At 33.7% G+C, this 22,711-nt stretch carries 21 protein-coding genes; 10 read left to right on the plus strand and 11 right to left on the minus strand.

The genetic code is table 11. The features are described 5' to 3' along the window. Positions 1–5: 5 nt before the first annotated feature. The 4 genes from BUB25_RS08750 to BUB25_RS08765 are packed head-to-tail and all read right to left on the minus strand — an operon-like array spanning position 6 to position 3,036. Complete coding sequence (locus tag BUB25_RS08750; protein ID WP_072943111.1) at positions 6–1,397, minus strand: DUF3570 domain-containing protein; 1,392 nt, start codon at positions 1,395–1,397, stop codon at positions 6–8. 10 nt (positions 1,398–1,407) lie between these two features. Continuing rightward, positions 1,408–1,617, minus strand: a complete 210-nt coding sequence (locus tag BUB25_RS08755; protein ID WP_072943113.1) for a DUF4266 domain-containing protein — start codon at positions 1,615–1,617, stop codon at positions 1,408–1,410. After that, positions 1,610–2,596, minus strand: coding sequence for an FAD:protein FMN transferase (locus BUB25_RS08760; RefSeq protein WP_072943115.1), 987 nt, complete (start codon positions 2,594–2,596; stop codon positions 1,610–1,612). The genes BUB25_RS08755 and BUB25_RS08760 overlap by 8 nt, the downstream gene beginning before the upstream one ends. A gap of 2 nt (positions 2,597–2,598) precedes the next feature. Beyond that, positions 2,599–3,036 carry a thioredoxin family protein gene (locus BUB25_RS08765; protein WP_072943117.1) on the minus strand — a complete coding sequence of 146 codons (438 nt, stop codon included), beginning with the start codon at positions 3,034–3,036 and terminating at the stop codon, positions 2,599–2,601. Positions 3,037–3,225: 189 nt separating this feature from the next. On the opposite strand from BUB25_RS08765, the gene BUB25_RS08770 reads away from it, so the two are divergent. The 3 genes from BUB25_RS08770 to BUB25_RS08780 all read left to right on the plus strand — a co-directional run bounded on the left by BUB25_RS08770 (position 3,226) and on the right by BUB25_RS08780 (position 6,912). Beyond that, positions 3,226–5,325, plus strand: a complete 2,100-nt coding sequence (locus BUB25_RS08770; RefSeq protein ID WP_072943119.1) for an LTA synthase family protein — start codon at positions 3,226–3,228, stop codon at positions 5,323–5,325. Between the two features lie 1,014 nt (positions 5,326–6,339). Then, the gene (locus BUB25_RS08775) at positions 6,340–6,651 is read left to right on the plus strand and encodes a hypothetical protein (protein WP_072943122.1); all 312 of its coding nucleotides are present in this window, start codon (positions 6,340–6,342) and stop codon (positions 6,649–6,651) included. Between the two features lie 15 nt (positions 6,652–6,666). Further along, positions 6,667–6,912 (plus strand): type II toxin-antitoxin system RelE/ParE family toxin, encoded by a 246-nt coding sequence (locus tag BUB25_RS08780; RefSeq protein WP_072943124.1) that lies wholly within the window; start codon positions 6,667–6,669, stop codon positions 6,910–6,912. 92 nt (positions 6,913–7,004) lie between these two features. On the opposite strand, the gene BUB25_RS08785 is transcribed toward BUB25_RS08780, so the two are convergent. The 4 genes from BUB25_RS08785 to BUB25_RS08800 all read right to left on the minus strand — a co-directional run bounded on the left by BUB25_RS08785 (position 7,005) and on the right by BUB25_RS08800 (position 9,557). Then, a complete protein-coding gene (locus BUB25_RS08785) occupies positions 7,005–7,877 on the minus strand; it encodes a hypothetical protein (RefSeq protein ID WP_072943126.1) in 873 nt (290 codons plus the stop codon). Between the two features lie 75 nt (positions 7,878–7,952). Next, positions 7,953–8,378, minus strand: coding sequence for a hypothetical protein (locus BUB25_RS08790; RefSeq protein ID WP_072943128.1), 426 nt, complete (start codon positions 8,376–8,378; stop codon positions 7,953–7,955). A 102-nt stretch (positions 8,379–8,480) separates the two neighbouring features. Then, on the minus strand, positions 8,481–8,960 hold the full coding sequence (locus tag BUB25_RS08795; protein ID WP_072943130.1) for a hypothetical protein: 480 nt from the start codon (positions 8,958–8,960) through the stop codon (positions 8,481–8,483). A 30-nt stretch (positions 8,961–8,990) separates the two neighbouring features. Then, the gene (locus BUB25_RS08800) at positions 8,991–9,557 is read right to left on the minus strand and encodes an RNA polymerase sigma factor (protein ID WP_072943133.1); all 567 of its coding nucleotides are present in this window, start codon (positions 9,555–9,557) and stop codon (positions 8,991–8,993) included. A 391-nt stretch (positions 9,558–9,948) separates the two neighbouring features. Between BUB25_RS08800 and BUB25_RS08805 the strand changes: the two genes are divergently transcribed. Next, complete coding sequence (locus BUB25_RS08805) at positions 9,949–11,211, plus strand: NRAMP family divalent metal transporter (protein ID WP_072943135.1); 1,263 nt, start codon at positions 9,949–9,951, stop codon at positions 11,209–11,211. Positions 11,212–11,315: 104 nt separating this feature from the next. Here BUB25_RS08805 and BUB25_RS08810 read toward each other — a convergent pair whose 3' ends face one another. The 3 genes from BUB25_RS08810 to BUB25_RS08820 are packed head-to-tail and all read right to left on the minus strand — an operon-like array spanning position 11,316 to position 13,612. Further along, a complete protein-coding gene (locus tag BUB25_RS08810; RefSeq protein WP_072943137.1) occupies positions 11,316–12,053 on the minus strand; it encodes an MlaD family protein in 738 nt (245 codons plus the stop codon). Between the two features lie 19 nt (positions 12,054–12,072). Further along, positions 12,073–12,849 carry an ABC transporter ATP-binding protein gene (locus BUB25_RS08815; RefSeq protein ID WP_072943140.1) on the minus strand — a complete coding sequence of 259 codons (777 nt, stop codon included), beginning with the start codon at positions 12,847–12,849 and terminating at the stop codon, positions 12,073–12,075. 4 nt (positions 12,850–12,853) lie between these two features. Next, positions 12,854–13,612 carry an MlaE family ABC transporter permease gene (locus BUB25_RS08820; protein WP_394336302.1) on the minus strand — a complete coding sequence of 253 codons (759 nt, stop codon included), beginning with the start codon at positions 13,610–13,612 and terminating at the stop codon, positions 12,854–12,856. Between the two features lie 828 nt (positions 13,613–14,440). On the opposite strand from BUB25_RS08820, the gene BUB25_RS08825 reads away from it, so the two are divergent. The 6 genes from BUB25_RS08825 (at position 14,441) to BUB25_RS08860 (ending at position 22,601) form a co-directional block, all read left to right on the plus strand. Then, the gene (locus tag BUB25_RS08825; protein ID WP_072943365.1) at positions 14,441–16,021 is read left to right on the plus strand and encodes an FAD-dependent oxidoreductase; all 1,581 of its coding nucleotides are present in this window, start codon (positions 14,441–14,443) and stop codon (positions 16,019–16,021) included. A gap of 161 nt (positions 16,022–16,182) precedes the next feature. Beyond that, the gene (locus tag BUB25_RS08830) at positions 16,183–16,368 is read left to right on the plus strand and encodes a Thivi_2564 family membrane protein (RefSeq protein WP_072943145.1); all 186 of its coding nucleotides are present in this window, start codon (positions 16,183–16,185) and stop codon (positions 16,366–16,368) included. A gap of 980 nt (positions 16,369–17,348) precedes the next feature. Beyond that, on the plus strand, positions 17,349–17,573 hold the full coding sequence (locus tag BUB25_RS08840; protein ID WP_072943149.1) for a YdeI/OmpD-associated family protein: 225 nt from the start codon (positions 17,349–17,351) through the stop codon (positions 17,571–17,573). 477 nt (positions 17,574–18,050) lie between these two features. Then, entirely contained in the window at positions 18,051–20,633 is a 2,583-nt protein-coding gene (gene mgtA / locus BUB25_RS08845) for a magnesium-translocating P-type ATPase (RefSeq protein ID WP_072943150.1), read from the plus strand. Between the two features lie 237 nt (positions 20,634–20,870). Beyond that, on the plus strand, positions 20,871–21,290 hold the full coding sequence (locus BUB25_RS08850) for a VOC family protein (protein WP_072943152.1): 420 nt from the start codon (positions 20,871–20,873) through the stop codon (positions 21,288–21,290). A gap of 609 nt (positions 21,291–21,899) precedes the next feature. Continuing rightward, on the plus strand, positions 21,900–22,601 hold the full coding sequence (locus tag BUB25_RS08860) for a SatD family protein (protein WP_170066892.1): 702 nt from the start codon (positions 21,900–21,902) through the stop codon (positions 22,599–22,601). Positions 22,602–22,711: the final 110 nt, after the last annotated feature.

A 22,711-nucleotide genomic window follows, 5' to 3' on the forward strand; every position in this document is an offset into this window, starting at 1 on the left:
TGTTTTTATTGTACTTCAAATTTAAATCCAAAAGAAGCAATATTTGCTGATAAGCCATCACTTCTTTGATAATGATTCAATCGGAAATCTATTGATTTTAAGCCTAAAATAAAGACTTTTGCCTTGGTAAAAATATCCGTATAGGTAAAGCCTAAACCATATTGATTGCTGTTAAATTTTGACAAATCATAATCAGAAGTATAATATTGTTCTGTAGAAATATGTTGTTCATAAGGAGCGAAATATTGCGATGCTGTTTGTGTATAATAGCGATATATGGGATAAGCCGTAAATTTAGAATTTATTTTAATAGGCAATTCAATTGATGCAGTATGCGCCTGAATTCCCCAATCATCTTTATAAAATCTATAATAGGTTTTTGCAACCATATATTCATTGATGTAAAAATTAATTCGCGCCCCAATAGGCACTTTAAAACGGGAATTAGGCAATCTTTCCTTGTCGTCAGCCAAATGATAAACCCCTTTATTGGCTTCTGAATTATAAACCGGAATGTATTGGGATTGACCAATATAAAAGTTTGCTTTATCAGCAAAATAAACTCTTTGGTAAGGAGTTCCTAACAAACCTTCTTGTTTCAAAATATCCATAAATACAGACATTTGAATTTTCTTGGTCAAAATTTGAGAGAAAGAGATCGAAGCCGAATAGGAATTTCGATTCGAACTGGTATAAGGAGTAAATGCCGAAGGCGAATAGTCTGTTGACTGATTGCCATTTTGATCTAAAACAGGAACTCCTGAGAAAAGACCATTATTTTGAAAATTGGCGCCATACATAGAATATTCGCGCAATTCTATTGGATAAATGGGTCTCCATTGATCGAGGTAAGCATTGGCTTTCAAGCTTATTTCTGTATTTTTTTCATTAAATAATTTAGTAAAACCGCCTCCAAAACCGATGGAAGTATAATCAAATTCATTAGAAAACGAAACATCAGCGTTCCATAGGGTATTCCTATTATCCGAACTATGGCTGTAATTGGCCGAAACCGAAGCCAATTGATCACTCTTGGAAGCACCGGAAGACGATTGCCAAGGTGTCCCATAAACTCCATTACTAGTGGCATTATCAAATGGGTTTATATTACTTGATGAAGCCGAAGTATAGGATGACACACCAACATCAATTGTTAAAACATCATCCTCATTAAGAGGAACTGCAACCACAATATTTGAAGCAATATCTGTTAGTTTCTCTGAGCCTATTCCTCCACTAACAGGAGAATGTGTTCCATCTTGATTGTAATAACTTAATAAAAAATCAACTTCTGCATTTTCTAATACTCTTTTTTTAAAAGCTGTTGGAGTATTTTTTTCTTGGGCAAAAGCAGTTAGATTCATTAAAACAACTACTGTTATTAGTACTTTTTTCATCTTCGCTAGATTAATTACATCCACAACCACCACCTGTTTTTCCACCATTTGCGCCAGCGGCAGCTTCTCGATACACTTGGAATGTTGTCTCATATTTTTCGGCTGGTTTAGCTGCCAATTTCATATCAGGATCATTAATGTATAATTTATCGTATTCCTTTACTGCTACACAAGATTGCAAAGCGAGTAATAAAACTAAGAAAAAGAGCCATTTATTCATCTTTATATTTTTTTAAGTCAATATTTTTTGAAGCCGATATTTTGCCATTGTCTTCTACAAAAATGCAACCTATTCCGGGTAATTGATTTATTAAATCGAGGCCTACATCGACTCCAAGGACAAAAATTCCGGTTGCCAAAGCATCTGCTAATTCGGTAGACTTTGCAAAAACAGAAACGCTAATAACCCCCGAGGCTGGGTATCCTGTTCTGGTATCAATGATGTGCGAATAGCGTTTTCCGTTGAAAACAACATACTTTTCATAACTTCCTGATGTTTCAACAGCACTATCTTCCAAAGGAAAAGTAGCGAAGATTTTATCCTTATTTAAAGGATTTTTTATGCCTACTTTCCACTTTTCTCCATTTATTTGTTTTCCCCAAGTATTGATATCTCCTGAAATATTTACTATCCCTGCGACCACTCCTTTTTCCACAAGCATGCTTTTAATCTTATCTGCAATAAAACCTTGACCTATGCCTCCTAATCCTAGTTTCATCCCTTCATTTTTGAGAAATATCGTGGTATTTTTTGAATCTAATAGAATGTTTTTATATCCCACCTTAGAAACTGATTTCTTAATTTCCTCAGCTGTTGGCATCTGCTTCATGCTACCGTCAAATTTCCAAATCTTATCCATTGAGGCATAACTGATATCAAATGCCCCGGAAGTCAATTCGGATATTTTTATTGCTCTTCCCACTAAATCAAACACTTCTTGAGGAACTTTTACTGGTTTTATTCCTGCATTTCTATTTACTTCTGATATTGGGGTTGTAGGAATCCAATCGGAAATTAAATATTCGATTCTTGAAACTTCAGCCACCGCCATATCGATATAATGGTCGGCTTCAGGAATATCTTTGGCGACTACTATCATTTCAAATGGGCTTCCCAGCATCGATAAAGTTCTTTTTTGAGTGACTTGAGCCGAAGCTATAGCTGTTAAAAAGAAAAAAAACATACTTAGTTGTCGCATTGTTAAGGTTTTATAAAAGAATTTAACAAGCTGATATATTCCTTTGGAGGTACATTTTTATAACTAGTGGCTCCTAAAATTTTTCCAGTATTATCCAATAGCAGAACCAAAGGAAAGATGCCTTCTTTATTGTAGATCTCAGCAAGATCTTGATTCTGTTTTTTGATCTGGTCTTGCAATTGGTTTTGTTTTTTCTTAGGAAAATCAGCCCGTACTAAAATTAGTTTTTCTGCAGCATAAGCTTTAAATTCAGCTGATTGCCAAATATTTGTATCTAATTTTATGCAGGGAGCGCACCAATCTGATCCAGAGAAAACGAGTAAAATGGGTATGTTTTTCGAAAGGGAATCTTCTTTGGCAAGATTGAAATTAGTGTTCCAAACTTGTGAATACCCCATGGCAGTAATGAATAATAATAGAAAGGTGATTTTATTTTTCATTTAAATTTATTTAAAATTGTATAAAGAACGTATTGTGGTATTTGAAAACCTACACAAATTTAACTCAAATATGCTGTAGTTATTATTTTAAGTGTTTATTCTTAAGCTAAAATTAAGAATATAATACTACCGAAAATTAGCAACTTTGTAGTCTCAAATTACTTATTTTTACAAAAAAATTAAACGTATATGACATTTTTAAAAAAATTAACGCCTTTTTATAACCTAATTCTTTTTTACGTTATAATAAGTTTTATCTTAAGGATAGTATTGCTTTTTCATCCCATAACGCAAGCTTCCTTTAGCTGGACAGATGCGCTGAAAATTTTCTCTTACGGATTGGTTTCTGATGTTTTTGTGTTTATTCTGGCGAGTGGATTTCTTTGGTTGTATCTTATCTTTATATCCAATGCTAAATATTTAAAACCTTATGGTTACATAATATTAGGATTGCTTATTGCTTTACTGTTATATATTATTTCAGGAAAATCTATTCTCAACGAGTACGGAGGTGCATTACCTGAAATAGGATTGATATTCGTGGGCATAAAAACCATTTTATTTGCCTTATTCCTTTTTTTACCAAACTATAGAGACAAAATCAGGTTTTGGTTGTTTTCATTTGTTCTGTTCTTATTTGTTGTTCTTATTTTGCAAAACGCCATAAGCGAATACTTTTTCTGGAATGAATTTGGAGTAAAATATAATTTTATAGCTGTTAATTATTTGGTTTATACCAATGAAGTAATAGGAAACATTATGGAATCCTATCCTGTTATTCCTTTATTTACGGGATTATTTCTAATTGCCGCTATTGTTACTTATTTTATTATCAAAGGTTCCAGAAACTATATTGACAGCATTCCAAGCTTTGTGGAGAAAATAAAAATTTCAGGTCTTTATTTTCTTTTATTTGGATTGTCATTATTAGCGATTCCTTATTTAGCCACAAAAGAGAATTCTCAAAACATTTTTTCAAATGAATTACAGGCTAATGGAATTTATAAGTTCTATTTGGCTTTTATGAATAGTGAGTTAGATTATTTTAAATTTTACAAAACTCTACTCGAAAAAGAAGCTTATGCCCTGCTAGCTGCACAAATACCTTCAATTACAGGGGAATCGACATTAAGAGAGATAAAAAGTGCGGCAGCAGAAAATCACAAGAATGTAGTTTTAATTACTATTGAAAGTTATAGCGCAGATTTTATGAAAATGTATGGAAATGATCGAAATATCACTCCATTTTTAGATAGTTTGGCTAGCCAAAGTTTAGTGTTTACTAATTTTTATGCTTCTGGTAACAGAACTGTACGTGGTCTTGAGGCTGTCACCCTATCTTTACCTCCTACTGCTGGTGAAAGTGTGGTAAAACGTAAAGACAACAAAGATAAATTTACAACGGGAAGTGTTTTTAAACAAAAAGGGTATCATGTAAAATACCTTTATGGAGGAGATGCCTTTTTTGACAATATGGAAGATTTTTTTAGTGGCAATGGCTATGACATTGTGGACAAGAAAACATTAAAACCAAATGAAATAAGCTTCTCTAATGTCTGGGGAGTTTGCGACGAAGATATGGCTGACAAAGCAATCAGTGTGATGAACGAAGAAGCAAAGTCAGGAAAACCATTTTTCAATCATTGGATGACAGTAAGCAACCACAGACCTTTTACTTACCCTAATGGCAAAATTGATATTCCTGGTGATGCAAAGTCACGTGACGGAGGAGTAAAATATACGGATTATGCTTTAAAAAAATTCTTTACTATGGCTAAAAAACAACCTTGGTTTGCCAATACTGTTTTTGTCATCGTATCCGATCATTGTGCTTCGAGCGCCGGAAAGACAGAACTTCCCGTAGATAAATACAGAATTCCGGCCATGATTTACAGTCCCGGTTTTGTTCAACCACAACACTATACTAATCTAATGTCACAAATTGACATTATGCCTACCTTGTTCGGACTTTTGAATTTCAACTACCAAAGTAAGTTTTTTGGTCAGGACGTTTTGAAACCTGAATATAAGCCAAGAGCTTTAATAGCAACTTATCAAGATTTAGGGATGATAAAAGATAATGTTTTAACCATTATTTCGCCTAAACAACAAGTCAAACAATTCCAACTGACTTTAGTGCCCAAAGAAGGTGTCGAAACTGATTTTCAAATCTATTACGAGCAAACACTTTTGCCTACAAAAAGAGAAGATTTGATTAATGAAACAATTTCCTTTTATCAAACGGCTTCAGATATGTTGAAAAAAAAGAAATACAACAAAATACAATAAATAAAAAAACGGGTGAGATTAAGTCGAAGCCACTGAAAAACCTCTCTTATTTTGATTAGTGTGTTTTTCTAGAGAATAAAAAAACGCTTATAACAGGATTGCAAACATCCTTTATAAGCGTTTTATTTTTTGTAACTGTTTTTTATTGTAGGTTGTATGAGTCAGTTTTAAACTTACAGAGGTTCATTTAGCAAAATGGATATTAGATTACATATTCTAATTTGAGTATTCTTTTTAAGTTGACTGTGAAAATTGCTAACGCTATTCCGCATCCTACAGAAATAAGCTGTTCGAATTGAACTTTTTCCATAATAGTAAATGTTGTTTGAAACATCTAATTCACGCAATATATTCAAGTCGTGCGAAAAACTCATGGGTGTTTTTATGATTTATAATGAGGATTACAAACAAGTTGAGTTTGATTGTTAGTTTTTTTTTTGGTAATGTGCTGAATTTCAAAAATTTAAACTATTGTCAATTGTGTCGGGCTTTAGCCCGATGTTAAAATTGAATTCTTAAAGGGGCTTTAGCCAAAACTTAATCTATATTCTGGCTTAATCCAATTTTTTATTCAATATCCAAAACGGGCTAAAGCCCGTTCCTATTGCTAATTTTTAAAATAAAGGACGTATGTCTTCTAAACTTGAAAAACGCATTTGTTGACTTGAAATTACGGTGAACTGTCCCATTCTCAAATATAAAAATAATCTTCTTTTTAAATCAGTTTTTTGCTATATTTGATGGTAATGTTATAGCGGTTTTTAGAGATTGACTTTGCCAGCAATGTTAGAGACCGTAGAATGCCGATTGTTTGTGAAATCATCCGTAGACTTCCCGCTGAAGGACTTCTTTCGGACTTTGACATAAATTTCAACGCTAGTGTTTCTATCAGCTTTTGGTGAGCGGACAATCACTCTGCAGACTTTTAGAAAAAAATTATCGCGAACAGACAAACATTTAGCATCAGTGATACCATTTTTGTAAAAGCTACGTTTAAAACAAAAAATAGACAAAATGGAAAAGAATCAAACGTTAACAAGTAAATCGAATAAAAGACTTGTCGGTATTATGCTTAGTGCAACAATTATGCTGCTTATACCACTAATCGCAATGCAATTTACTAATGAAGTAAAATGGACTTCATTAGATTTTATTGCAGCAGCTATTCTACTGTTTGGTGCAGGACTGACACTTGAACTTATTTTGAGAAAGGGAAAAACTACCAAATATAGAATAGCAGCTTGTATCGCTCTTTTTATAGTGCTTTTTCTAATTTGGGCGGAACTCGCTGTTGGAATTTTCGGGACAGCATTTGCAGGGCATTAAATTTAATAACAAACAATTTGGGATTATACAGTAAAAACTTGCTCAGAAAATCAAGCCGAGATTTATTACTCCTTACTCATAGACTCTTGCCAGGAATTAGCCAATAAACCAAACTTAGGTAAGCCATATGAAATTGTGAAAAAAGAGGTACTTGGCTATAAAATTGGCGAACCTATTATCTTTTACCGCATAGTTTCTGTAAAAGAAATTGATATTCTTAGAATTCTACATAGAATGATGGATATGAAACACATATCATAGCTTCATTGCGTGCAGAGCATTGGAAATAGCAAAAAAAAGAAATGTAGATCAAATTTTATACTTACTTTCTAATTCATCCATTTTTCCTTTTACTACAAAGCAATTAAATAAGCTACTGAAAAATTAAAAAAACTTGTGTTTTTTAGCTTGGGCTCATCCCCAATTGCAGTAGGAAAATTGATATTATACCCTAGTTGAAAATCAAATGAATTAACATTAAATTCTAAAGGCAAACTCAGTTGTGTATTTATGAGACTAAAAACATTGTTTTTTGTAATATCAGTAATTAATTGTCCATTTTGAACGTAACTCCTTGCCAGTTCAATAGTTTGATCACCAGCAATAATGCTTATTTGCGGTTTGAAATCCAATTGTGTATTTTTTGTTTTTAATAATTTAAATGTAACATAACTAATTGAAGCTATCTGAAATGACTGCTCATCACCAAACAAGTAGGAGCCGGATAATTGCGTGCCTAAAGTTTTTTTATTATTTCGAATCCCAATTCCAATACTTACATCATTGCTGAAAGCATTATCAAGATCATTATTGTAAAAATATCTTGAATAAGACACATAATATTTAAATGCCTTCTTTTTGCCAAAACTTTTTCCATAACCTAAGCTTGCAGTAGTTAAATCCCATTTTGGTTTAAGCTCACTATAGTAATTCCCTGAAATGTTTGCATAAATTCCGGAGAAATGGATGTAGGTTATTTTTGGGTTTATATTGTATTGTTTAATCCCAATATCGCGTCCTGAAAAATAAGTGTCGTTATTATAATTTGCAGAAAGATATAAAAATTGATATTTCGTTAAAGAGGCTAAGATTTCATCTATAATTTGATCTTTTTCAAAAAGATCATCAATTACATCATTTGTCTTTTGCTCTTTGGATGGTAACTCTTGCGAAAAAGAAAGAAACACTCCTGAAAGGCATAAAAGTAGGACAAGGAATTTTTTCATTAAGAAATAAAATTAAAAAGCAAGTGATTGAAAAAAATTCAACCACTTGGCTATATTATAAAATAAAAAACAGTTTTAATTTCGTCTTACATTACGTCCTTTTGATTCTTTTGCTGTTTCACTGATTTTAGTACCATTTTGAGCACGTATTTGTTGACGTTGTTCGGTTGTCAATGCATTTACGAACTCTTTTTTAAGCGCCTTGGCACTTTCTCTGTTTTCTGTCAAAATTGCTTTTTGAGCTTCTGTAAATGTCTTTACTAAAGCCGCATGCTGTTGTTGCTTATTTAAAGACGGATCATTTAAAATTGCTTGCTGTTCTGCTGTAAGGGAAGCTTTGAATGCTTCTCTGTTTGCGGTCATTAGATCGCGTTGTTCTTGCACCAGTTTTTGTTGTTCAGTTGTAAAAGTAGTGATTGTAGTACTTTTTTGAGCTTCAACATTAGAAATTCCTAGAAAAAGCATAAATGCGACTGCTGTAATTGTTTTTAATGATTTCATCTTTAATTATTTTTAATGATTTTTATTTGTTTTTTGAACGTTCATTTGGTTAGACCCTCACTTTTTTAAAAAGTTTTAAGCTTCTAGCAAAATAGTTTAATTTTACAGGTCTTCTAACATATAATTGATAATAAATTGATCAATTTCGCTATCTTCAATAAATAGTGATTTTACCAAAATATCGCCTTCCTTAATCATCAGCTTGTTAGTATTTAAATTGTCTTCTCCCTCCTTTGAATTCGTGTCTGAGAGTGTTGAAAAAGAACTTCCGCCTTCCAGTCGATCAATAGTATCGGACACAGTCATTGGAATTTGATTCATTTTTGAATAAGAATATTGCTTATAAATCTTTAAGCTAAAAAACAGAGCCATAGCAGCTGCTATTGTCAATACTGCTCTTTTTCTATAAAAATGAAAACCTCTTGTTTCTTTCTTTTTTGTAAGCTTGTTCAAAATTTCATTTTTAGATTGAGAAAAATAATCTTCCGGTATTTTTAAACCTAAATCTTCCTTATGAATTTTGGTTAATTTTTCATCATCCAACTGACGCAATTTTAAATCTTTGTTTATATTTCGTTCCATGATAGTGCTAAATAATTTAGTTTTTTTTTATTAAACCTTTTTTAATGGTAAAAGTTTAATTTTTGAAATGTTCTTTTCAATATGCTTGACAGAATTATAATAGGATGTTTTTATTGTCCCTTCTTTTATTCCCAAAATAGCTGCTATTTCCCGAAATTTTAAATCATCATAATATTTCATATTAAATATTTGCCTTTGTTTTTCCGGTAATTCCGAAAGAACAGTTTGCAATTTGAGCTGAAGATCATTTCCTTCAAAAAAAGAATCTTCTACTAAATTGTCCAGATATCTTCTATTTACATCATCTATTGAAATATGGTGTTTTTTTTTGTTTTGTTCTAAAAAACGAAGGGATTCATTATAGGCAATTTTATGCATCCAAGTATACAAAGAGCTTTCTTGCGAAAAATTAGGCAAGCTTTTGTAAATTCTAACAAAAGTATTTTGCAGCACGTCATCTGTATTTTCATGAGTAATAACTAATTTTCGAATATGCCAATACAACCTCACTTGATAAAGTTCAAGTAATTGTTTAAATGCTTTATCTTTTTGATTATTACTAATTAACTTACTTATGAAATCTGCTTCGTTAGCCAATATTTAATTAATTTAGAATTTATTTTAAATAATTATTAAACAAATCATTTGTTCTTATTAGACCCTTAAAAGGGAATAAAGTTTGGAAAATATACAACTATTTCTCAAAAACAGAAATAGCCTTTGCTTGACAACCTATTAAGAGCGTTTATTTATGGCCAATATTTATATAACTGTCACAATCCTAACGGATTCCTAAAAACCTTTTGTACTTGGGAAATTTTGTAATAACTTTACGCAACTGCCGCCTAGCCTCAGTACCTTATAAGCAACTTATAGGAACCCCGTTAACCCTATCATATCCATAGCTTTTCATGAGAATAAATATCTCTGCTGCTTTACTACTCCTCTTGGTTGTGCTTTTGCCTACCATAGAATAACGACTGAAAAAATGAAAAAAAAGAAAACATTTTCATCAAAACTTTTTAGCAGTTGGAAAAAACTTGGGCCAGGTCTTGTGACAGGTGCAAGTGATGATGACCCGTCTGGAATTGCAACTTATTCTCAAGCAGGTGCAGCATTTGGACTTGCAACATTATGGACTTCGATTGTTGCTTTTCCCCTGATGGCTTCTATTCAGCAGATGTGCGCGAGAATTGGGTTAGTAACCTCACAAGGCTTGACAGGAACGCTAAAAAAACACTATCCCAGACCTATTTTATATTTAATGCTGTTGTTTAGCTTTCCTGCTATTGTAATGAATATTGGTGCTGATATTGCAGGTATGGGTGCTGTGGGTAACCTGCTATTTCCAGCTATTGATGCTAATTATTTCAGTGTTCTTTTCACGATTATACTTCTTGGTTTAATCATTTATCTGCCATACCAAAAGATTGCATCTGTTCTAAAATATTTGTGCATTGTAATGTTGGTATATTTCATCGTTCCGTTTTTGTATCAACAGGATTTCACAGAAATTCTTAAAGCGACTTTTATTCCAACTATAAAATTTAACAAAGATTTTATCGCTATTATAGTGGGAATACTTGGCACAACGATTTCCCCCTATCTTTTCTTTTGGCAAGCATCGGTAGAGGTTGAAGAAATGAAAAGCAAAAGGAAACATTTGATTGTAAATAAAAAAATAATTTATGAGATTAACCAAGATGTAGATTTTGGAATGACCATTTCAGGATTTGTTATGTATTTTATCATTCTTACTACCGGAACTGTTTTATTTAAAGGCGGCATCCATCAAATTGACACTGTAGAACAAGCGGCAATGGCATTAAAACCATTAGCCGGTGACTTAGCGTATCTTCTTTTTGCTATTGGTGTCATCGGAACGGGGCTTATTGCAATTCCTGTTTTGAGTGGTTCTATTTCTTATATCATTACAGAGACATTTGGATGGGAACAAGGTCTTGATAAAAAATTCCATGAAGCCAAAGCATTTTATGTCATCATTGCTATTTCGTTGATACTGGGCTTATCACTAAACTACATCGGTATTACTCCCATTCAATCATTGATTTATACAGCCATTCTCTATGGACTAACCGCTCCTGTTCTAATTGCAATTATCTTACACATTTCGAATAACAAAAAAATAATGGGAGAAAACGTAAATGGAAGCTTAACAAATATTCTAGGATTTACAGCATTAATTATTATGACAGTTGCTGCCGTAGCGTTAATTTACCTCCAATTTTGAGACCTTTAGAACTATGAACCTAGCAGACAAATGAAAGACATTAAAAAGAAACCGAATGGCTTGAAAAAATTTGGTCGCCTATAATCGGCATGATCAAAGTAAGTTTATTGTTCATTGTTGGATTTCGATTCTTTTTTCAGTTCTTTCTGTATTTGTTTTTGTTTTTTAGCTTCGGCTTTTTCCTTTTTATTAAAATAACCTTTCAATAAAAAATTATGTTTTGCGGCTTCCATATTCTGATTAAATCCTTTTGTTCCAGATTCCAGATTCGACAAGCTGGCATCTAGTTTTTGCCCCATTTTTTCATCACTCAGCAGTTTTGACAAAGTACCTTTTCCGTTATTTATTTTGTAACTAAATTCAGCTAGCTGATCTGTTATTATAGTTGCGTTATCAAGAGTAGTTTTGACTCCTTTCATTATATCTTCCATTTCTATTGCTTTATTAGACGCAATGGTTCCATTATTCTTTATGGTGTTCTTTGATAGTGTTCCAGGATAGATCGTAAGTACTTTGTCTCCCATTAATCCATCAGAGCCAATAGCGGCTCTTGCATCTGTTTTTATAAACTGTTGCACCTCTTTTCTCAATACCAATTTTACCACAACAGAAGAGTCATTGATTAGTTCGATTCCATCTACCGTGCCCACATTTATCCCCGAAAAACGAACATTGTTCCCCACTTTTAAGCCGCTTACTGTTTTGAATTGCGACTTTAAGTTAAAAGTGGCACCAAATAAATTCTTTTGTTTTCCGATAAAATAAATAGTCCCAATAAATAGCACCAATCCTATTGTGACAAACATTCCTAATTTCCATGTGAAGCTTGATTCTTTATGCATGATTGCTATATTTTAATGATTATATAAAAAAAGAACGCACCCATTTGTCTTTGCTTTTTTCTAATTCAGAATAAGAGCCTTCGGCATGGATCACTCCATCTTTCAAAATCATGATTCGATTGCGAGTAAGTTTTGCACAGGCCATATCATGGGTGATAATAATGGATGATGTATCGTGTTTTTTTTGAATTGACAATATCAATCCACTTATTTCTCTGGAAGTTATGGCATCTAAGCCTGATGTGGGTTCATCATATAAAATAATTTCCGGTTTTACAATAAGGGTTCTTGCTAGTCCAATTCTTTTACGCATTCCGCCGGATAATTCCGCCGGCATTTTATTGATAGCCTCTTCCAAACCTACATTTTGCAAAACTTCAATAATGGCTTCCTCAATTTCGTCGGATTTTAAAAAGCCAGAATGGCGTTTTAGCGTAAAAGCTAGATTTTGTCTCACAGTCATGGAGTCATATAAAGCTCCATTTTGAAAAAGAAAACCTATCCTAGCTCTGGTCTCATTTAGATCCTTGTTATTGAGTTTTGTAATATCTGTTCCAAAAACATTTATTTCACCTTCATCGGGTCGAATTAAACCTACTAAACATTTTATGGTTATCGATTTTCCTGAACCCGATCTGCCGAGTATTACCAAATCTTCTCCTTTTTTTACGGATAGATTTACCCCTTTTAAAACATCATTATCACCAAAAGATTTGCGTAAATTCTTTATTTCTATGATTGTTTGCCTTATCGGATTTTCAAGCTTTTTTTCCTTCATTGGTCTTTCCTTTATCATAATCTTAGTAAAATAAGTCGGTTATTTGCACGGCAATCATATCAATAATAAAAATGCTTAAGGAAGCAGTTACTACGGCCGAGTTGGCTGCTTTACCCACACTTTCGGTTCCGCTTTCTGCATTAAATCCTTTATAGCAACCAATTAATCCGATGCAGAATCCGAAGAAAAAAGTTTTTATAGTGGCGGGCATAATGTCTAAAAATTCAAGATTTTCCAGTACATCCGAAAAATAGCGGTACAAGCTTATATCCTCATGAATATTGAACCCAATATAACCGCCAAAAATGCCAATAAAATCGGCATAAATCACTAAAATCGGAATCATAATTATTGTTGCCATAATGCGGGTAACTACCAAGTATTTATAAGGATTAATTGCCGCAGCTTCCATAGCATCAATCTGCTCTGTCACCTTCATAGACCCCAATTCGGCTCCAATACCCGAAGCGATTTTTCCTGCACAAATCAATGCTGTAATTACCGGAACAATCTCTCTTAATAGCGAGAGCCCCACCATGCTTGGCAACCAAGATTCCGCTCCAAACTTTATCAATGTTGGACGCGACTGAATAGTGAGCACGAGCCCCATGATAAAACCGGTAATGCTCACAAGCGGCAAAGATTTATAACCAATGAGGTAGCATTGCCAAAAGAATTCTTTAAATTCAAAGGGTGGTCTCCAGATTTCTTTAAAAAAGCGCGCAGTAAAAAGCACTGTTTTACCGATATCTTCAAAAACATTTTTTAAATAGAAGTTCAAAATAATAGGTTTTAGACTGTTTGTTGAATGATTCTTAATTTTAAAATAATCTTCTGCACAATGGTTTTTTTTTGTCCGAAATTAATAGATAAACCTATCTTGTTTAGCGCTCCCTTACCACTACTCTGCTTTCCATTCGGGTTTAAACTATGGCTAAGGCTATCAAGCTATTTTTTTATCGGATTTTGTAAGTCCATTAATGCAACACATGCAAGAAGATATTAGGCTTTCTTTTAACTTTTATCATGATTTCTTATTTTGAACGGTTTACTTTTAAAAAAAAATTAGCCAGGAGGTAGAGACTTTTGGAATTGTCTTTACTTCCAGGAATATAAAGGTCGATTTATTATATTTGAAATTGTTTCAAAACTTTATTAAAAATTTATGTAATTTACAGATTATCAATGTGTTATTTTTTTTATGCACGTTAAAATACTATTATTGGCTATGAACTATGTTGCCCTACACTTTGAAACAATTCAAAACAGTATTTTTTAAAAGTTCATGGAGCGATTTTTATTTTGATAACTAATCGAAGCTTTTGACAGAGCGCTGTTGATAACAAGCAGGTTTACGTTCCCGGTAGTAGATATTAGTCATTTTAAACTCTCTATCTACACGAAACACTAAGGTATAGTTCGGTTGCACCCAAGTTTAAAACTTACTGAATTTCAGTGTTTTAACAAATATGAAATCGTTTTTTTATTGAAATTAATTCCTCCCAAGGAGGAGATAGTATTAAATTTATTTCGTAAATTTAATGTCCCAAGGTGCTCAAAGGAAAACCAAAACGAGCATAATCGAAAACCTCCACTAAAAAAGTCTCAAATGAAAACTCCTGATAATACATCTGAATCTGAAAATGGTACGATAACTTCTGGAGAAAATCTTTCTTATTGGTTTTCATCGGCAATAAAACCGCTTGCTTTTCAAAAATTAAACCAGAATAGTGATACTGATATTTTAGTTATAAGAGGGGGTATCGCTGGACTTACCACTGCTTATTGTCTTGCAAAGGAAGGGCGTAAGGTCATTTTAGTTGAAGACGGATGTATTGGAAGTGGCGAAACGGGAAGAACTACCACTCATATTACTTGTGCGCTTGACGACCATTATTTTGAATTGGAAAAAACTTTCGACGAACATACTGCACAATTAGTCGCCAATAGTCACATGGCCGCTATTGAATGGATCGCAGACACCGTAAAACGCCACAAAATTAATTGCCATTTTAAAAGAGTCGATGGCTATTTGTTTTTAGACCCTTCTGATACCAAGGGAACTTTAGAAAAAGAATACGAAGCTACAAAGCGTGCAGGACTGATTACTGAAATGTTAAATTCAGTTCCGTCTATTGCATCTGAAAAAGGAAAACGCTGTCTTAAATTTGCTGATCAGGCCCAGTTTCATGTCCTTCTTTATCTTAAAGGATTAGCTCATGCGTTTATAAAATTTGGAGGAGAAATCTATACAGAAACAAAGGCGGAAAATATTAGCACCGCGGGTGCTAATGCAAACGGTTTTAAGATAAAAGCAAATCATATTGTAGTTGCAACTAACACGCCCGGCAATGACTGGCTAATGATGCATACTAAACAATGGCCTTATCGCACCTATGTGATAGCTGCCAAAGTACCCAAAGAAAAACTACCTTATGCCTTGTGGTGGGACACCGGCGATCATAATTCAAAATGGATTGTAAAGCCCTATCATTACGTTCGTTTGGAAGAATTTGATTATAAATACGACCTATTGATTGCAGGTGGAGAAGACCATCGTACAGGACAGGCTGATGATGAGAATATTAAAGAAGAAGATCGTTATGCTAAACTGGAGAAATGGACAAAGAAACATTTTCCAGCTATTGGGGCTATCGAATTCAAATGGTCTGGTCAGGTACTGGAACCCGTCGATTCATTGGCGTATATTGGTAGGAATCCGGGCGAAGACAATATTTACATTATAACAGGTGATTCGGGCAACGGTATGACACATGGAACCCTTGGCGGAATGATTATCACCGACATAATTACCGGCAAAGAAAATCCCTGGATTAAAATATACGACCCTTCCCGAATTACACTAAAAACTACTGTTGATTACTTACACGAAGTGGGAAACATGCTAGCCCAATACGGAGACTGGATTAGTCCGGAACATATAAAAAAAATAGACGACTTAAAACTAGGTGAAGGTGGGATTGTTTCATTCGGATTAAAAAAAATCGCTGCCTATCGTGATCATCAGAGTAAGCTTCATACTTTCTCTGCAGTTTGTCCGCACTTAAATGGTATACTGCAATGGAATGCCGACGAAAAAACATTCGATTGTCCTATGCACGGCTCCCGTTTTACCAATGAAGGCAAAGTAATAAACGGACCCGCAATTTCTGATTTAAAAAAAATATAAAAAAAGAACGTGACAGTTTAGCTTACTATTATTTGTTTTGATATTAACAAAATAACATTTATTCCTTTTAAATACGGGGATAATGTGACTCATTTTTAAAATTATGTAATTCTTTCCGGAATGAGCCGGAATACTTTTAATTAACTTCTAAATCATTCTTTATGTCACTAATCACTATATTACTTGTATTAATTGTTGTAGGTGTTCTTCTTTGGCTTGTCAATACCTATATCCCTATGGATGGCACAATCAAAAAAATATTTAACATTGTGGTTGTGATTGTTGTAATTATTTGGCTCCTCAAGGTTTTTGGCCTTTTCGATAATTTGATGAATATGCATGTATAAAAAAGGCATGTCGCATTATTACAATATGAGGTATTAAATTGAACAGCCTTCAAAAACAATACTCCTTAATAAAAATTAAATGTTATACATCAACTAATCCATAAAACTAAAAATCAAGAATCTAAAAAGAATCTTTGGAGCCTTACTTACTGCTCTCGGAATAGCTAGTCTTATTTATACTGCTGTACTATTTATGGATACTACTGGCGGCACACGGGATATTAAAATGCTCATTATTTATGGTGTACTGGGGCTTATATTCTTCATCTCAGGCATTAGCCTTGTTCGCACAACAAAAGACGAATCCTAGCGTTAAAATTAGAGAAGGCTTAATCCAATAGTGTTTTTACTGATTTGACAGCTTGGCGAAACGGCATCAAGAACATAGAGGTTTTCCAAGCTTCCATCTATGACCAACGAAAAGGTACACGAGCTTGATACCCGTTAATCAGTAAATTCTATTCATAGAATTTACAAACGATGCAAATATCACTGCATCATTTATTGAATCAAAAACGCACTGATTCGTTCCATAAGTCGCCCCGACTTTCTAACTACAATTTGCCATTCTTCTTTCTTTTTTGTATCCTACTCTTTGAGCTGAGGATCCTGTTTTATACTTGTCTTTGCACCTGCTCCCACCCGAAATAAAATGGGGCGAAGTCAATCCTTTCATGTGGTATGATGATTAGCGTTACCTATTTCTATATTTATTAGAAACAGCTATCCGGCTAGTGATCACTACTTTTAAACTTGAGAAACAGATCCGATAATGGGAAATTTCAGTGATGTGTTATAAAATGAACTCGTTTTGCAAAAAGAATAAAATTGTAAGCTAAATCACCTATATTTATCTTCTGAAAAACAACGTAGTCTATTTGCTAAATCAGTGTTTCATCGAAAGTTTCAGCTTCCTAATCCTCCAAGCAACCATAGGCAAAATTAAAACAGACATCATACAAAAGATAAAATAAAACAACATGTTAAAAAAAGGAGAACACATTCAAGGAGTTCCGAATGAGCTACAAAATCTACTTGACAAGGACAAAAAAGCGAAAGACTTTTTCGATACTTTATCCCAATCCTACAAACAAGGATATTGCGACTGGGTTGGTTCGGCAAAACAAGAAGCTACACGACAAACAAGAGCAGAAAAAGCAATTCTGATGCTCAGAAATAATCAAAAAACACTAAAAACAGTCTGACATGAAAACAAAACTAGTATTGACAGTGACTTTATTTGAATTGAAGAGCTATTTATTTTAACGACGAAGGAAACACCATTAATTATACAATAATGTGTCCTGTTCTTTCCCCTGTGCTTTGGAAGTCATTACACTGTTTCCTGTTTGTTCCGTTTATTTTATGCAAAAGCCAAAATTGATAGTATGATTGTGAAAACTAAGACTAGCTATTGATTTAGCTTCTTGCTTGCTCGACACACTCAACCCGATACGCCAAATAAGTATAGGAATACTCTTTTTGTTAGAGCACTCGACTCTCTTTTCATTTTATCCGTTTTTATTTCATCTCTTAAAAATCATAACGACAATCCGCAGCACAGCTAAAAATCCTCTACAAACTGTTGCAGAAATTGATCCTTCCCGAAAAGAGAATAGTAAAAAAAATTATACCATTGCCCCTTATTGATTATCTTTATACTGCACATTAACAAATGATTCATGGAAAGTAAATCTGATGTTAAAAATAATTTTTGGAATTTAAGCCCCGAAGATGCCTATCATAAAGTAGCTGCAAATGCAAATGGACTTGATGATCTGGAAGCTGCTCATCGATTAAAACAATATGGCCCTAATTCCATAAAAAGCAACACTAATTCCTCTCTGTTTATTCTGTTTATTGCACAGTTTAAAAGTCCAATAACCTTATTACTTATCGTTGCAGCTCTATTGTCTGCAGGTTTGGGGGATATTTCTGATACATTAATTATTCTCTGTATCATATTGCTAAGCAGTTTTCTTGGTTTTTGGCAGGAAAAAGGAGCTCAAAATGCAGTAAAAGAACTGCTAAAAATGGTTCGGTTAAAATGCAGAGTAATTAGAAACGGCACTTCAAAAGAAATAGCCGTTGAAGAAGTGGTTCCAGGCGATGTAGTCGTTTTATCGGCTGGAGATATCATTCCTGGCGACTGTCTTATTTTAGATTCCAAAGATTTATTTGTTGATGAAGCTGCATTTACCGGCGAAACTTTCCCCGTAGAAAAGAGTTCTGGAGCTCCCCTAGCTGCAAATACAGTACTTTCTAAGAGAAGCAATACTTTGTTTATGGGAGCGAGTGTCATTAGCGGAAAAGCAACAGCACTAGTTATGGCAACAGCCAAACAAACAGAATTTGGAAAAATATCGGCTAATCTCCAATTAAGAGTACCCGAAACCAATTTTGAAGCCGGTATACGCAAATTCGGCTATTTATTAATGGAAGTTACCCTGGTACTCGTGATTATTATTTTTGGTGTCAACGTATTTTTGCATAAACCAGTTCTGGATTCTTTTTTGTTCTCCCTTGCACTTGCCGTAGGACTAACACCTCAATTACTTCCTGCCATTATTAGCGTCAATCTTTCTATAGGAGCAAAAAGAATGGCCAAATTACAAGTCATCGTAAAACGGCTTTCTTCTATTGAAAATATCGGGAGCATGAATATCCTTTGTTCGGATAAAACCGGGACCATTACTCAGGGAAAAGTAAACTTAAAAGACACTTTGGATATTGATGGAAAACACAATGCTAAAGTATTGCAATATGTCTGGCTAAATGCCTCGCTGCAGCGAGGATTTCGGAATCCTATCGATGAGGCAATTTGTTTAGCTTATAAAGATACCTCAGATACTTATACAGCAAAGAATGAAATTCCGTATGATTTTATTCGCAAACGCTTAACAATAGTAGTACAAGGAGAAAAAACAAATCTGGCAATTACCAAAGGTGCTTTGAATGCGATACTGTCTATCTGCACCCATGTTGAGATTTCCGAAGGAAAACTGACAGCCATATCAGAAGCTAGCGCATCCATAACCAAACAATATGAAGAATTAAGTGAAGCGGGTTTTAGAACCTTGGGCGTGGCTTATAAACCAGTTAACGAAGCAAGTAATTTTACTCGGGATGATGAAAAACAAATGATTTTCTTAGGATTTGTCACTTTATTCGATCCCCCTAAACCAAATGTAGAAGCAATAATTACTAAACTGGATACCCTAGGCGTAAAACTTAAAATTATTACAGGAGACAATGCCCTTGTGGCAAAAAGTTTAGCTTTACAAGTTGGCATTAAAGATCCTAAAATACTGACAGGTGCAGCACTACAAAAAATGACCAAAGCAGCACTAATGCATCAGGTTCTAGCTACTGATATCTTTGCAGAAGTAGAACCCAATCAAAAAGAGCAGCTTATTTTCCTTTTAAAAAGTAGTGGCAATGTTGTGGGATTTATGGGTGACGGCATCAATGACGCACCAGCTTTGCATACTGCCGATGTAGGAATCTCGGTAGATACAGCTGTAGATGTTGCCAAAGAAGCGGCAGATATTGTTTTATTAAGTCAGGATTTGGATGTTTTAACAAACGGTATTATCGAAGGTCGAAAAACATTTACCAATACCATGAAATATATCTTTATGGCCACCAGCGCCAATTTTGGAAATATGTTCAGCATGGCTGGTGCTTCTTTATTTCTTCCTTTTTTACCCTTATTACCCAAACAAATTTTGCTTACCAACCTTTTAACCGATTTTCCTGAAATGGCAATAGCAACCGATCGGGTTGATGCGCTGACTATAGCATCACCGCAACGCTGGAATCTTTCCTTTATTCGAAAATTTATGATTGTTTTTGGACTATTAAGTTCGGTATTCGATTTCTTGATGTTTGCCATTTTACTTTTGGTTTTTCAGGCCAAAGAAAAAGAATTCCAAACGGCATGGTTTATCGAATCGGTCATTTCAGCAACATTGATAGTACTCGTTGTGCGAACAAAATTGTCTTTTTTTAAGAGTTTGCCCGGAAAATATCTCTCCATCGCAACAGCAATAATCATCCTATTTGTACTTATATTGCCTTTTACGCCATTATCCGTTTGGTTCAGTTTTGTAAAATTACCTTTTCTGTTTTATTTATGGATGTTCTTATTAATCGCAACCTATATTCTATGCGCAGAAATAGTAAAACACTTATTTTACAAGCATATGGTTAAAAACCATCAGAAAAAAACCAGACATACTAACGTAGTCCTTAGAAAAAATTAAAAAATAAACCTTAATTTTAAGCTATGCAACAACTGCACAAAATGTATGACAAAGCTATAAAAGTCAAAGCAGTTCAATTGGGTTATGAGAAAACATCAGCTCTATTAGTTTCTAATTAATAAAAAAAAGCCCCGTTTAGCGATTTTTAGTTATAGAGCAGTAGGTGATGATTATACAAAAACACAAACCGACAGCTTTAAAATAACGAATTATTCTTAACTATTAAATATTAAAAAAATGGCAAAACAAATTTTTATCAATTTAGCAGTAAAAGATCTGCAAAAATCTATGGACTTTTATACTGCATTAGGATTTACAAATAACCCTCAATTTTCAGACGAGACCGCAAAGTGTATGGTTTGGAGCGAAACTATTTTTGTAATGCTGCTGACGCACGAAAAATTCGCAAGCTTTGCTTCTAAACCTATTGCAGACACCAAATCTAAATTGGCTGGACTTTTTTCACTTTCGACTGACAGCATTGACGAAGTAAATACTATCATGGCTAATGGACTAAAAGCCGGTGGAATAGAACCTACCGAAATGCGGGATCATGGCTTTATGCAGGAGCGAACTATTGAAGATTTTGATGGACACACTTGGGAGATTTTCTATATGGATATGACTCAATTGCCAACAACGCAACCGGCGGAATAACAATAACGATGCCCTAACAGCCGTAGGCGCTACTCTTGACATCTAAATTGAACAACATTTTAAAAATTTAAATTATGATGAAATTTTGGTTAATTGCCATTTTGATTTTTATTGTTATAACATACATACTGTCGAAATTTACTTTAGAATCAAACAGAAAAGAAGCTGGTGAAAGAATTTGGAGATTTGGGAATGGACGCTCTACTTATTGGCGTATTCTTACTTTGTGCAGTTTCGGAATAACAGCGGTCATCATGCTTATATTACATTGGATAGGAATTCCGATCCTATAGCAATTAAAAATATTTTAAAATAGTATTTCCAGGAAAAATAAATATAGCATTTGTATTTCCTGAAAATCAAACTATCTAAAAAACTGACCGCCAAACAGCTCATTTTTCGTTGCCTCCAACAAACGAACAGGCGAACAACAGCGCACAGATGAAGTAAAGAGTGCTAAAAAAATAGAAGCTGATTTACTCCCCTCCCATTCTATTTTTTTTTCACCAAAAGATGACTGTACAAACCTGATACTAAATAAATCAGTTCTATTTCCTTCTAATTAACAAAGGAAAGTGCTTTAGCATGTTTTTGAGTAAAACTACCCTAATGGAAAAAAAGAGCCTAATTGAGAAACGTTTCACAAAAAAAGAAATACAAGACATAATTTCATTTTCTATGAAACATTTTATTCTAATGGGAGATATAATTGCAAGCGGTGATAAGAATCAAAGTCTGCTTATGCACGATTTTAAATCTCTAATACAACAGGTTAATAACGATCATAAAAAAGGCATTCTTTCCCCCTTGACCATAACATTAGGTGACGAATTTCAGGGTATTATTGAGAATTTGGCAACTTCGATAGCTATCATTTTAAATATTGAAGAAACTATTATAAAAAATAAGCTGAATTTTAAATTGAGGTATATTTTACATCAAGGAGAAATAGAGACTCCAATAAATAAAATTATAGCTCATGAGATGCTTGGAAGTGGTTTAACGAACGCCAGATACAGATTAAATGAATTGAAAAATACTAAAGAACGTTTTGTCATTGCCATAGAAAACAAATTACAAGAAAGTATTCTGATTAATGCATTTAAAATTTACAGTCATATCGTTGAAAAGTGGAATGTAGAGAAAGACTATGAAATTGCATCCAATTTTATCCAATACCATGATTATAAAATTGTTTCTGAAATCATGAATAAGAACCGATCATTGTTATGGAAAAGAGAAAAAACCTTAAATATTGATAGTTATAATTCAGCCAAAAGTATCATTCAAACAATAAGCTTAATTACATAAATATGAGTTACTTTCGTTTCTTTCTATTAGTCATCAGCATGGAAATCCTTTTGGTAATATTCTATTATTTTATTACCCCTAGTCCATCCGGTCTACAAAAATCATCGACC

This window comes from Flavobacterium granuli (assembly GCF_900129705.1).
GTDB classification, from domain to species: domain Bacteria; phylum Bacteroidota; class Bacteroidia; order Flavobacteriales; family Flavobacteriaceae; genus Flavobacterium; species Flavobacterium granuli.